Source organism: Enterococcus sp. DIV0802b (assembly GCF_050543535.1).
Lineage (GTDB): Bacteria > Bacillota > Bacilli > Lactobacillales > Enterococcaceae > Enterococcus_D > Enterococcus_D entomosocium.
Window position 1 is genome coordinate 2,525,985 of record NZ_CP172941.1, and the last position, 12,480, is coordinate 2,538,464.

Annotated in this window: 16 protein-coding genes; 6 read left to right on the forward strand and 10 right to left on the reverse strand. The window is 44.0% G+C overall.

Going from position 1 to position 12,480, the window contains the following annotated elements; translation table 11 throughout:
- Positions 1-42: 42 nt before the first annotated feature.
- Together truA and rlmH are read right to left on the reverse strand one after the other, a co-directional pair.
- Positions 43-780, reverse strand: coding sequence for a tRNA pseudouridine(38-40) synthase TruA (truA, locus tag IGJ12_RS11860; RefSeq protein ID WP_005225435.1), 738 nt, complete (start codon positions 778-780; stop codon positions 43-45).
- 65 nt (positions 781-845) lie between these two features.
- On the reverse strand, positions 846-1,325 hold the full coding sequence (rlmH, locus tag IGJ12_RS11865) for a 23S rRNA (pseudouridine(1915)-N(3))-methyltransferase RlmH (protein ID WP_430617310.1): 480 nt from the start codon (positions 1,323-1,325) through the stop codon (positions 846-848).
- Between the two features lie 373 nt (positions 1,326-1,698).
- Between rlmH and IGJ12_RS11870 the strand changes: the two genes are divergently transcribed.
- Entirely contained in the window at positions 1,699-3,003 is a 1,305-nt protein-coding gene (locus IGJ12_RS11870) for a S1C family serine protease (protein ID WP_008379110.1), read from the forward strand.
- A 67-nt stretch (positions 3,004-3,070) separates the two neighbouring features.
- Here IGJ12_RS11870 and ytpR read toward each other — a convergent pair whose 3' ends face one another.
- The 4 genes from ytpR to pepA form a co-directional block, all read right to left on the reverse strand.
- The gene (gene ytpR, locus IGJ12_RS11875) at positions 3,071-3,685 is read right to left on the reverse strand and encodes a YtpR family tRNA-binding protein (protein ID WP_005234600.1); all 615 of its coding nucleotides are present in this window, start codon (positions 3,683-3,685) and stop codon (positions 3,071-3,073) included.
- A gap of 272 nt (positions 3,686-3,957) precedes the next feature.
- Positions 3,958-4,419 (reverse strand): universal stress protein, encoded by a 462-nt coding sequence (locus IGJ12_RS11880; protein WP_005225429.1) that lies wholly within the window; start codon positions 4,417-4,419, stop codon positions 3,958-3,960.
- Between the two features lie 12 nt (positions 4,420-4,431).
- A complete protein-coding gene (locus IGJ12_RS11885; protein WP_430619063.1) occupies positions 4,432-4,752 on the reverse strand; it encodes a thioredoxin family protein in 321 nt (106 codons plus the stop codon).
- A 134-nt stretch (positions 4,753-4,886) separates the two neighbouring features.
- Positions 4,887-5,963, reverse strand: a complete 1,077-nt coding sequence (pepA, locus tag IGJ12_RS11890) for a glutamyl aminopeptidase (RefSeq protein ID WP_034878843.1) — start codon at positions 5,961-5,963, stop codon at positions 4,887-4,889.
- A gap of 292 nt (positions 5,964-6,255) precedes the next feature.
- On the opposite strand from pepA, the gene IGJ12_RS11895 reads away from it, so the two are divergent.
- Positions 6,256-6,600: a peptidase gene (locus IGJ12_RS11895; RefSeq protein ID WP_005234590.1), complete on the forward strand. Its 345-nt coding sequence runs from the start codon at positions 6,256-6,258 to the stop codon at positions 6,598-6,600.
- A gap of 60 nt (positions 6,601-6,660) precedes the next feature.
- On the opposite strand, the gene IGJ12_RS11900 is transcribed toward IGJ12_RS11895, so the two are convergent.
- The 3 genes from IGJ12_RS11900 to IGJ12_RS11910 all read right to left on the reverse strand — a co-directional run bounded on the left by IGJ12_RS11900 (position 6,661) and on the right by IGJ12_RS11910 (position 8,604).
- Positions 6,661-7,695 carry a hypothetical protein gene (locus tag IGJ12_RS11900; protein ID WP_430617312.1) on the reverse strand — a complete coding sequence of 345 codons (1,035 nt, stop codon included), beginning with the start codon at positions 7,693-7,695 and terminating at the stop codon, positions 6,661-6,663.
- Positions 7,696-7,772: 77 nt separating this feature from the next.
- The gene (locus tag IGJ12_RS11905; RefSeq protein ID WP_005225423.1) at positions 7,773-8,174 is read right to left on the reverse strand and encodes an Ohr family peroxiredoxin; all 402 of its coding nucleotides are present in this window, start codon (positions 8,172-8,174) and stop codon (positions 7,773-7,775) included.
- A 181-nt stretch (positions 8,175-8,355) separates the two neighbouring features.
- On the reverse strand, positions 8,356-8,604 hold the full coding sequence (locus IGJ12_RS11910) for a GlsB/YeaQ/YmgE family stress response membrane protein (protein ID WP_005225422.1): 249 nt from the start codon (positions 8,602-8,604) through the stop codon (positions 8,356-8,358).
- Positions 8,605-9,029: 425 nt separating this feature from the next.
- Here IGJ12_RS11910 and IGJ12_RS11915 point away from each other — a divergent pair, with 425 nt between their 5' ends.
- Both IGJ12_RS11915 and IGJ12_RS11920 read left to right on the forward strand, forming a co-directional pair.
- Complete coding sequence (locus IGJ12_RS11915) at positions 9,030-9,281, forward strand: hypothetical protein (RefSeq protein ID WP_430617951.1); 252 nt, start codon at positions 9,030-9,032, stop codon at positions 9,279-9,281.
- Positions 9,265-9,453 (forward strand): hypothetical protein, encoded by a 189-nt coding sequence (locus IGJ12_RS11920; RefSeq protein ID WP_430617313.1) that lies wholly within the window; start codon positions 9,265-9,267, stop codon positions 9,451-9,453. The genes IGJ12_RS11915 and IGJ12_RS11920 overlap by 17 nt, the downstream gene beginning before the upstream one ends.
- Positions 9,454-9,524: 71 nt before the next feature.
- Here IGJ12_RS11920 and IGJ12_RS11925 read toward each other — a convergent pair whose 3' ends face one another.
- On the reverse strand, positions 9,525-10,466 hold the full coding sequence (locus IGJ12_RS11925; protein WP_016621424.1) for a magnesium transporter CorA family protein: 942 nt from the start codon (positions 10,464-10,466) through the stop codon (positions 9,525-9,527).
- Positions 10,467-10,652: 186 nt separating this feature from the next.
- Here IGJ12_RS11925 and IGJ12_RS11930 point away from each other — a divergent pair, with 186 nt between their 5' ends.
- Positions 10,653-11,480 (forward strand): manganese catalase family protein, encoded by an 828-nt coding sequence (locus IGJ12_RS11930; protein WP_034872349.1) that lies wholly within the window; start codon positions 10,653-10,655, stop codon positions 11,478-11,480.
- Between the two features lie 128 nt (positions 11,481-11,608).
- Entirely contained in the window at positions 11,609-12,448 is an 840-nt protein-coding gene (locus IGJ12_RS11935; RefSeq protein WP_016621425.1) for an aldo/keto reductase, read from the forward strand.
- Positions 12,449-12,480 lie beyond the last annotated feature (32 nt).

Here is a 12,480-nt window from a genome sequence, read left to right on the forward strand (position 1 = left end):
TAGATGATCTCCTTTCCTTAAATAGCCATTACCATGTTTCTTTTAATAATACACCTCATCTAGAAATAAGCCATGAGAAGGCACTGTTTCACCAGCTGCTTGTCGTACTTTATCGGCTAACACTTGATCGATCACTTCTGGCGGCAGTGTGCCATCGCCAATGGCAATCAGTGTGCCTGTCAAGATTCGGACCATTTTATGCAAAAAACCGTTGCCTTTGAAGGTAAACCGCAGTAGGTCGCCTTCTGGTGTGATGGTGATTTCATCGATCGTCCGCACCGTTGATTTTTTTGATTTTTTCAACGCAGAAAAGCCAATAAAATCATGGGTGCCGATCAACTTCTCAGCTGCTTGCTGCATTTTTTCCAAATCAAGGGGCTGCGGGCAATGAAAACTGGTATTGCGAGCAAAGACCGATGGGATCGCGTTGTTCCAAACATAATAGCTGTATTGCTTGCCTTTGGCGTGATAGCGTGCATGGAATCGTTCAGGCACTTCTTCAATCTTGTTGACAACGATGTCTTGCGGCAAATAGCGGTTAAAGAACTGCTGCATCTCTGGCAAACTCATTTGATGGGTCGTCTTGAAATTTGCCACTTGTCCTCGAGCATGCGTGCCCGCATCGGTTCTACCAGAACCCACGATCTCAATTTCTTCTCCCGTCAATAATTTGATGACCCCTTCAACTTTTTCTTGGATCGTTTTTTCAGAATCTCCTAGTCGTTGCCACCCTAAGTAGCGCTTGCCGTCGTATTCAATCGTTAGTTTGATATTTCGCATGGTTGTTGCTCCTTTTTACCGGTAGTACCGGTGGATAATTTTTTCTATTATACTGCTTAAGATATTTACTTATGATACGGCGCTCCCGTATTGATTCGATACGCGCGATAGATTTGCTCCAATAAGATCAACTTCATGAGTTGATGCGGATAGGTCATTTTGCCAAAGGAGATTTTGGCATCACTGCGGCTCATGACTTCTTGGCTTAAGCCTAGGGATCCGCCGATGACGAAGGTCAGTTGGCTTTTTCCTTGGATGCCGAGTTGATCGATTTGTTTGGCGAAGGCTTCGCTGGTGGGATTGGTGCCTTCGATTGCTAAGGCAAAGACATATTCGGTGTCTTTGATTTTGGCTAAAATGCGCTGGCCTTCTTTTTCTTTGATTTGCAGCATTTGGGCTTCACTCAAGGTTTCTGGTGCTTTTTCATCTGGTACTTCGATAAACTCAAGCTTTGCGTATGCCCCCAATCGTTTGGCGTACTCGTTGATTCCTTGAACGAGGTACTTTTCTTTTAGTTTTCCTACCGTGACGATTTTGATTTTCATAGATTTCTCCTCGTTATCCCCTTATTTTATGAAAATGTGGACAATGCTATCCACAACCTTTTACACACTTTGACTTTCTTTGAAATCCTTCTATCTTATCTATAAAACTGCGACACTTCAACGATTTCTTCATCCACCCAACCAACCCCATCAAGTTTGTCCACACACTGTGGATAAAAAGACCTTTACTTCTCCCCAGATTTCTCTGCTATTTTTATTCAAAAATGAACGGGCTTTGCGAAGAAAATTTCATCGTTTGAAACAGATTCTTACGCAACTTCTTCATATTTTTTTCAAAATCTCTTAGTAGACTAATCTCAGATAGAAGGAATATACTGATTATAACGAATTATTCATTAAGGGGGAAATAGTAATGGCAAGAAAATATGTCACACCAGGTAAGAAAACTTCTCCTGGTTTATTAAAACGATTAGGTATTGGGATTTTAGGCGGTATGGTCGGCGGATTATTGACCTTCGGCGGTCTGTATCTGGCAATGGGTTCATCCTTGACTTCAACACCAGAAACCACGACCAACAGTGGGGTCCAAGATTCTAACGGGCAAACACAAGTATCTAATGTCAAACTTGATGTGACCAGCGATGTCACTGAAGCAGTTGAAAAAGTACAAGATTCCGTCGTTTCCATCATTAATTTACAACAAAGTCAAAGCAACGATTGGAACAGCCTCTTTGGTCAGCAAGGTGGACAAAGTGAAGGCGATAGCCAAAGCGAAGACGACAGCGCCTTAGAAGCTTCTTCTGAAGGTAGTGGTGTCATCTACAAAATCGATGGCGACGATGCCTATGTCGTAACCAACAACCACGTAGTTGAAGGTCAAGATGGTTTGGAAGTTGTCTTAGCAGATGGTACAAAAGTCAAAGCTGAATTGGTAGGTACCGATTCTTACACAGACTTAGCCGTCTTAAAAATCTCTTCTGAAAAAGTTACAACTGCCGCAACATTTGGCGATTCAAGTGCCTTGAAAGTCGGCGAACCAGCAATCGCGATCGGTTCTCCTCTAGGCTCTGACTATGCAAACTCTGTGACACAAGGGATCGTGTCTTCCTTGAATCGTCAAGTAACAAGCCAAAACGAATCTGGTGGTACGATCAGTATCAATGCGATCCAAACGGATGCTGCAATCAACCCAGGGAACTCAGGTGGTCCACTGATCAACGTTGATGGTCAAGTGATTGGGATCAACTCAAGTAAAATCGCCAGCACCTCGGGCTCTGCTTCAGGCGTTAGTGTCGAAGGGATGGGCTTTGCGATCCCAAGTAACGATGTCGTTGAGATCATCAATCAACTAGAAGCAGACGGCAAAGTGGTTCGCCCTGCACTAGGGATCCAAACGATCGATTTAGGTTCAATCACATCACAACAACAAGAACAAATCTTGAAAGTTCCTTCATCTGTAACTTCAGGCGTTGTGATCTACTCAGTCAACAATGCAACACCAGCAGAACAAGCAGGATTGCAACAATATGACGTTATCACGAAAATCGATGATACAGAAGTCAGCACCACAACGGATCTGCAATCTGCGTTGTACAAACACAAAGTCGGTGACACGATCACTGTAACCTTCTATCGTGGCGATGAAGAAAAAACAGCAGAAGTAAAACTTTCCGTTGATACATCGATCAACGAACAATCAACAGACAGCAGCAACTAATCACCAAAACCAATCGAAACAATCAAAAAATGAACTGCCGCAAAAACAGGAAGCGGCAGTTCATTTTTTAGGCTTTACCGACTGGAAAAGCTTCACCTACAACGGCATCTTGAGGCAGCTCAAGGATGCCTTTTTTCATTGGGGCACCTTCTAAATGTAGTTCTTTAGCAGAACAGATCATTCCGAAGCTTTCTACGCCACGAAGTGTCCCCGGCCAAATCATCAAGCCATCCGGCATCATTGCGCCAGGTTTTGCGACAACGACTTTCAATCCTTTACGAATATTGGCAGCGCCACAGACGATTTGCAAGACTTTCCCATCTCCAACTTCTGTTTCCGTGATAGAAAGATGGTCGCTGTCTGGATGTTCTACACAAGATTTCACATAGCCAACGACGATTTTTGGTTCCGTATCTGCAGGCAGTTCTTCGCTGAATCCTGCTTCTTTGATCATGGTGTTCAATTGTTGGATTTGTTCTTTCGTCAACGTCACTTGACCACGGCCTTCGATCGTCATCACTTCTGAGATCGCAAAAAAGTTCCAGCCAACGATCGTGCCTTCTTCATTTTTGATTTGGGCAACATTGCCTTTGCGTTCGACGGTTTGTTCTAATCCTTTATCATCTGCTGTGATCGCAAGCAGTGTATCACTAACATATTCTTTGTTATAAGCAAAAATCACGTTTTTTCCTCCTTAGGTACTTACACATTCCGCCCATAATCTTATCAAATTTTTCGGCATCCGTCATGGAATTTCTTTGTTTTCCTTGAAATTCTAGTTATTTTCAAAGACAAAAAAGCCTGAAAACCAGCTACTGCTCATTTGCTAAAGACAATGCTTCACTAGCGAGCAAAACCACTGGTTCTCAGGAACTTCCTTTTGTCACTTGTTACTACCATGCGAACTATGGAAAAGAACACGGCAACGACAAGCTTATTTTTTCCAAAATGACCTTACGCTTTGGTTTCTTCAGGTGATACGATCAGCACGTCGCACCGGGCTTCACGGATAACGAAGCTGGCGACACTCCCCATCATGAAGCGTTCCACGGCGTTCAGCCCGGATTGCCCCACCATGATCAAATCGATGTCGTATTGATCCGGTAATTGGGTGGCAAGGGCGTCTTTGATGGAGCCGTAAGCGACGATGCCTTCTACTAGATCAAAATCCACTGATTTTGCGTAGGCTTTGCAGTCGTCGATCAGATTTTTCGCCGTGTCTTTTTCTTGTTCTAAGATGGAACTATCCAAAGGTGCATAGCCCATCATGGTCGGCACTTGCTGATCGATGATCGTTGCGGCATAGACCTTCCCTTGATTTCGACGAGCGACTTCCACTGCTTTTTTGAAGGCTGACATCGCTTGATCTGAACCGTCGATCCCTACTAAAATGTTTTGATATCTTTGTGCTTCCATCTTTTTCCCCTCCTATGCTGATTGTACTCTGGTTAAAAAGGCTTCGATCTCTTCTTTGGTTTTGCGATCCTTGTTGACTAACCGTCCCAGCTCCTTGCCGTCTTCGATAACGACGAGGCTAGGAATACCAAAAATGTTCCATTCAACCGCTACATCCATGTATTCGTCACGGTCGACTTCGATAAATTGAAGATCTGGAAAGTCCGCTTCGATCTCAGGCAATTGCGGTTTGATATATCGGCAATCGCCACACCAATCGGCGGTGAAAAAGAAGACATTTTTGCCTTTCTCCACATATGTTGCTAACTCTGCTAAATATTTTGGAATAATCAAATACTCACCACTTTCTTTTCTTTAAGTATACACCTTTCTTTCAGGGACTACCAACTGACATGCTGATCTTGCAAAGCCCTGCAGAAAAAAAAGAGACAACGGGTGGCTGTCTCTTTGCTTTCGTTCGTTCTCGCTTATTGTCCTGCCAAAATCGTATCAACGGTTGAACGATCCAAACCTTTCAAGACTTGAATCACCATTTCCCGTGCCGCTTCATAATCGGCGATACTGAATAGGGTTTGGTGGGTATGGATGTACCGTCCGGGAACACCGATAACTGAACTTGGGATCCCTTCATTTGCCATGTGTGCCGCACCAGCGTCGGTACCACCTTTTGAAACAAAGTATTGATAAGGAATGTTGTTGCTTTCTGCTGTATCCAACAAGAATTCTTTCATCCGTGGCAACATGATCATGCCTGGATCATAGATTCGCATCAAAGTCCCGGCTCCTAGATGACCAAAGGTACCATTTTTGGTAACTGTGTCATCTGCTGGCGAGCAATCGACCGCAAAGAACAAGTCTGGTTTGAATTTCGTCACAGACGGACGAGAACCTCGTAAGCCGACTTCTTCTTGAACATTGGCACCAGCAATCAACGTATGGCCTAATGTTTCCTCTTTCAAGGCTTCAAGTGCTTCTAATACGACAGCACAGCCGTAACGGTTGTCCCAAGCTTTCGAGATGATGTTTTTCCCATTGGCTGTTTTGATGGTTTCCACTTGTGGGACGATCGTATCGCCAGGACGTACGCCAAAGCTTTCTGCTTCTTCTTTTGATTCAAAACCAGCATCAAACAAAATATCTGTCACTTCGACATTTTTTTGACCGCTGCTTCCTCGCAACAAATGTGGCGGTACTGAAGAAGAAACGCATGGGTAATCGCCCTTCGCTGTTTTCAATGTAAACCGTTGAGCAGATACCACATAAGGGTTCCATCCGCCTAAAGGAGTGACTTTGAATAAGCCGCGATCGGTGATCGTCGTCAATAAGAAACCAACTTCGTCCATGTGAGCAGCTAACATCACTCGTGGTGCATCTGCTTCTTGGTGGTGACGCAAACCGAAGATGCCGCCTAAGCCATCTTGTTGGATTTCATCTACCAATGGAGTCATCGCTTCACGCATATACGCTCGCACGTCGTGTTCAAACCCGCTGGTTCCTTGTAACTCCGTTAGTTCTTTGATACGTTGAAATGTTTTTTCTTCCATGATCATTCGAGAAACACATATCAGTTGTTTGCTGCCCCAAAGAAACAAAGCTGCTTTTTTTGAAAAAGCAACGCTTGCTGTTGCTGTGTTTTCCAGCAATTTTCGGGTGAAACAACGGATGTGCTCTCTTCCTCCTTATTCCTACTGATATTCTTTATTATAGCGCAAATTTCTATTGTTGGTTATTTTTCTTATAGAATATTTCTAAACTATGGTAAACTATTGTTAAGAGAACCTGTGCTTTCACCGAGATCAAAACATTCGGGAAAACTTACTTTAGGAGGGACATTAGATGGAGAATGAGCATCCATTGCATTATTTTAAAAATGGACTGACCATCGGTTTAGGTCTTGGCTTTGCAGGAGGGATTTTTTCAACGATCTGGTTGAAGAAAAGGCAAGCCATGAATGCCGATGATGTCTTAGACAATATAAAAGCGGCGTTTATCAAAGAAGGACCGATCGAAGGTTCTTGGATCAATTTCGAAAAACAACCTTTGCGCAAATTTGCGATCACTTCCCAAGGATATACTGGCGGCATCACCCGCACCGAAGACGGACAGCTTGTCACCTATGAATTTTTGGCAGATGCTCATACCGGCACCGTCTTAGATATCCAACGAGCAATCGTGGAATAATTACTGCACTTACGACCAACTTCTTAAGAGGCTGGTCTTTTTTCTTTTTAAGCAGTTATCTTACTGAAGTAAGGTCGCAAGGTCCAATACCACGACTTCATCGATGCTGCCGCCTTTTTGCCGATACGCCCATGCCCCACTTTCAAACAAGCAGTACAGCTGCCCTTTTTCTACCACGATCTGTTCAAGGTAATGGGGAAACTTGATGCGCCGCAACGCATGTTTGCGGGTCAGCACCGTTGCATCCTTTGAAAAGACCCATAACTCAGCCGACCCTGGTCCAAAGGAACGTGCCAGCAACAAATATTCAGTGGTAAAGGCGATACTTTGGACTTTCGTGGTGGTGATCCTTCTCTTATGCGGCTTGATGCGAAGAGACGCTTTGCGACCGCTGTCTGAAAGAACAGGCAGCGGATAATTCGCCACCACGCCACCGTTTTTCAAGGCAAAGGTCCCTGAGACAAGTTCACCGCTATCGGCTGCCAAATAGGAGCTGTGAGTGATGCCTGCCAATTCGATGACTTGCTGATAAGCGATCGGCTGACTGGTTGCCAAGGAATCATCTTCCAGCAGTGTCTGCAGTGAAACACACGCCACTCGTCCCATTCCTTTCCCAGTGATGGTTAGCCACAGCACTTGCGTTGCTCGATCAAAGACTAATCCGCCGACATGGGGGCGTTTTGGCAGAACCACCGTTTTCAGATGCCGTCCGCTCGTTCTTTCTATTATATAAAGCTGTGAGTGATGTTCCTGCTGCGAACAGTACGCAGAGAGGAACAAATAGTCCTCCGAAACGGCCAACCCTTGTGGGGTCATTGCCTGACACTGATCCGCATGCTTGTACAGCCTCGTTTCTGCTTTCGCCGTTGCCGTCGTTGCAACTGCGGCAGTAGCTTTTTTTAAACCAGGAACCAAAAGGACTGCTTCCCTTTTTGCCCCGGCTGCCAACCACGCTTTCCGCACACTGGGATAACGCTTCAGCTGAGCTGCCAGTGCTTGATTGTGGCCCGCATGTCGATGCTTTTTCAGCCAGTACACCACAAAAAGGCCAACCACAAACACGCCCAAAAGCAGCAGGATCTCTGTTTGTCTCATTGATTGGCCTCCTTGATGAATTCCCTCTTGTCGGCTGATTCATCAGCCGCTTATTGTTTGTCTAGCTGCAATAATGCTTAGACTACTTGTACTTCGACATCAATGTTGCCACGAGTTGCCCGAGAATACGGACAAAAATCATGGGCTTCTTCTGCGATTTTCTCTGCCTCGGCTTTTTCAACGCCTGGTAACGACACTTCTAAAATCACGCCGATTTGGTAACTGCCGTCCTCATGCTGATACAAAGACACTCTTGCTTTAACTTCGGATTCGGATTCGATGTTATGCTCTTTCAGCATATGCTGTACGGCACCGTTGAAACAAGAAGCATAGCCAGCGGCAAATAATTGTTCTGGGTTTGTGCCCTCACTGTGAAGACCCGGTTTGTCGATTTTCAGGTGAAAACTGCCATTTGGTGCTTCGACCTCTCCGACACGTCCGCCTCGATTGATCATCGCTGTTTCATATTGCTTTTTCATTGAACCTCTTCCTTTCTTTTTTTGACCTACTTCAAGTGTAACGACAATTTCCCGATATGACAAAAGGATTGCTTATGCTTCCTTAAAAACAAAAAAGGCAAACCCAGAAAATCTGGATTTGCCTGTCTATTCGAGGTAATTACTACCCGAAATAAATGAATGGAAACAATTGCTGAATGGACTAGCCGTTTGAACGTCCTAAGAAGAATGAAACAACAGCAACTACAATAACCGCACCAATAATTGATGGGACGATTGCCATTCCAGCAAGTGATGGACCCCAAGAACCTAAGATCGCTTGTCCAATAGCTGAACCTACTAAACCTGCAACGATGTTGGCGATCCAACCCATTGATCCACCTTTATTTGTGATAGCTCCGGCGATCAAACCGATAATAGCTCCTACGATTAATACCCATAACCAATGCATATTTTTCTCCTTCTTTCTTTTAAGTAGTTATTACACATATTATGTTACGCTTAATCCCCGTTTTAGACAAAAGATTTGCACTCAATTTGCAAAAAAAAATTTCAAACCTTGTTATATTAACGTTTATCAGTACTTCCTAATTATCGTTGTAAGAGCTTTAATTCGTTTTTTTTAGTATTGGTGCATTTTTTGAAATCGTTTTATTTTGTATTTTGCATCTTATCCGCTAAACTGAGGGAGAACCACTCTTATTTTGTCAGATAATTGGCACTTTTTACTCCTCAGTGCGTTTTAGGACAGCTATCCTTTCAGCACTTCATCTATTTTTCATTAGAGGACGTTTCGATCGTTGCCGATTGGAAATGTCTTCGCAGATTCCCATGTTTGCTTCCAGAGCTCCCAGCGAAAGCGGTACTTATTTGAAAATGACGGGAAAATACTCAGAAAAAAACGGTGTGACTGTAGAAGTACCTGATTTGCCTTACGCGGATTTATTGAGGATTCTAGTCAGTGCCGACTGCAGCTATGCGCTTACAAAATACGATGCCATTTTTTTCTTCATCTATCATCGCCATCACCATGCTGCCGATTGCCCGACCAATCATTATGACACTGGGGATCTTCTCCTTCCAGTGGCGGTGGAAGGATTATATCTAGCCCTTGATCATCTTGAATGATCCGAAAAAATACACCTTGCAAGTGGCGAACCGCAGCTTGGTGGGCACTGAAAACATCAATTGGACGATTTTGATTGCTGCCTTGGTAATTTACATCTTGCCTTTGCTGATGGTCTTTCTCGCCTTTCAGCGCTGGATTCTCGACAGCAATTTGGACAGCGGGTTAAAATAAAAAAATGCCAACTGCTTCGTCACACCATTCTCCTTTTATGGATGAACGGTGCCACAGAGCAGCGGCGCTTTTTATTTTGAAAAGTCTTTCCGTGACAAGTAAATGGCGGTTAATATCCCAACTAAAATAGCCAAACCAAAGACAATGATCGTACCGATGGCATTGTCTTTTCCTGGCAGTCCCCCGGTGTTGATCCCCCATAGCCCCGCGATCAAGGACGGCACAGCCACCACCAATGCCGCAGAATCTAAGTATTTCATCAGATGGTTTAGATTGTTGTCCATCATATCGGAGAACAAGCCACCAATGGTTTCTAACAAGTCGCGATAGATAGTGACCATTTTCATGGCAAACTTCTGTCGAAGCTTAATGTCATAAACGAGTGCTTCATTATCCAAACGATCCAAAAATTCTTTGCGATCCATCAAACGATCGACAGTATGGTTCTGATCCCGTAAGGTGTGATCCAGATAGACCATGTCTCGTTCGGTATCGGCTAAATTAAACAATTCGTTGTTTTCCGTCGTTTTACGGGCTGCTTCATCTAGTGCATCGATCTGTTTCTTCATTTCCTGCAGACCTTTGATGTAATGGGTGTAGATCATCAGCGTCGAGTAGGCAACAATATCTTCATACCGTTGAATATCTTGCTCATGCTTTTCAATCAGGCGTTTAATCAGTGTAGATTGATGAGAGACATACGTGATTAAAAGATCTTTGGTATAAATAAACGTCACCGGTTCTAAACGATCTTCGATGCGGTCTTGTGTCACTTCTGACAAATCGATCAAGGTATAAAGAATCGGATGATTTAACTTAGTGTTACGTAAGTATTCCAAACGTGAGACTTCTTCCGGTTCATTGGCGCCAATAAAAATATCTTCGGGCAGTTGATACTTATCTAACAAGTGGCGTTGTTCCTCTGGATCTGTCCCAGAAACCACCAGCCAATTGTAATCTTCCTCCGAGGATTCCCTTATTTTTCGGTCGTCCATTTTGTAATACTGAAACATGGTGACTCGCTCCTTTTCTAATTCTCTCTTAATTTAACTATCTAACGCTTCTCGCTTTTTGTCAAAGTAAATGGCTTTTCTTTTTGGAGCTTTTTTCATTTTGAACTAAGTGCATTTTATTAGACGAACCTTTCGATTCATGAGAAACTTTTTATGGGCCCAATAAAAAATTTTAGGAGGAATAGTATGTTTCGTCATCAAAAAGAACTACAGTTTGAAGCTAAACCAGAAAAACCAAATCCGTTAGTTGCGAAATACCTTCAAGAATTAATCGGTGGACAATATGGAGAGATGAGTGTTGCCATGCAATACTTATTCCAAGGATGGAGCTGCCGTGGGGAAGAAAAATACAAAGACATGTTAATGGATATCGCTACTGAAGAGCTTGGACACGTTGAAATGTTGGCAACGATGGTTGCACGTCTGCTGGAAGGTGCACCTGTGGAAGATCAGGAAGCTGCCATGAAAAAAGACCCAACGATCGGTGCGATCATTTCCGGAATGAATCCGCAACATGCCATCGTTGCCGGCTTAGGACCACGTCCTGCTGATAGCGTCGGCAATCCATGGTCAGGTGCGTATATCATTGCTAGTGGCAACTTGCTTGCTGATTTCCGTGCCAACTTAAATGCAGAATCACAAGGTCGTCTGCAAGTAGCACGCATCTATGAAATGATCGATGACCGTGGGGTCAAAGACTTACTTTCGGTCTTATTAGCGCGTGATAGCTACCACCAAAATCTTTGGGCAGCTGCCGTGAAAGAATTGGAAGAAAACGAAGGCTCGATTTTAGTGCCGACTACCTTTGACCGCAAAAACGAACGCTTAGATATCGCTTATGATTTCTATAACTTCTCAGAAGGCGACCAAAGTAAAGAAGGCTCTTGGGCGAAAGGCAAAGCCCTTGATGGTGAAGGCGAATACCAATGGCTAGACGAACCAAAGATCGAAGGAAAAGCGCCAAAACTCGATCAAGTCACACCAAAAATGTATGGCACACCGCCTGAAAAATAATTTAATCAAAAAGAGCAATTGTTTCTGAAACAGAAACCGTTGCTCTTTTTTCTTTGTCTGAGCAAGTTGGTTACGTTCCTGGCAAAAAAGCGTTAGAGTAGAATGTAAAGAAAAGGAGGAATCATTTTATGAAAGCACCTTTACTGACATTAAACGACGGCAATTTACGCCCCGCCGTGGGCATCGGTACCTATCAGATCCGCGGTGGCGAAGGGTTGAGCCAGCTGCAAGCAGCGATCGCTGACGGGTATCGATTAATCGATTCTTCAACCAATTATGACAATGAAGGCATTGTCGGCAAAGCGATCCGTCGCTCTGGTATCCCACGTTCAGAATTTTATATCACCTCAAAATTACCGGGAAAATACCATGGCTATGATGATGCCTTAACCAGCATTCAAGAATCCCTTGCTCGCATGGGACTCGACTACTTCGATGCCTTTTTGATCCACTGGCCATTACCAAAACGCGGCAAATATGTCGAAGCTTGGCAAGCCTTAGTGACCGCCCAGAAATTAGGTTTGATCCGTTCCATCGGCGTTTCCAATTTCGAGCCAGAACATTTGGATGCCATCATTGAAGCAACTGGTGTGACCCCTGCGCTAAATCAAATTGAGATCCATCCTTACTGGGTCCAAGAACGAATGGTTACAGAGAACAAAAAACGCGGCATCGTAACTGAAGCTTGGAGCCCATTAGGCCGCGGCAGCGATGCCCTGAAAGAACCACTGATCACTGAATTAGCTGAGAAATACCAAAAATCAGCTGGTCAAATCATCTTGCGCTGGCATGTGGAACGTGGCATTTTGCCCCTACCTAAATCAAGAAACCTCGCCCATCAACGAGAAAATCTTGCGATCTTCGACTTTGAACTGACTGAAGATGAAATCAATCAAATCAATCAGTTAAACAAAGCAGACGGCCGCATCGATGGTCAAGACCCAAATGAGTATGAAGAATTTGAATAAACACAACCAGCAGATTCTCCGCTATAAATGGA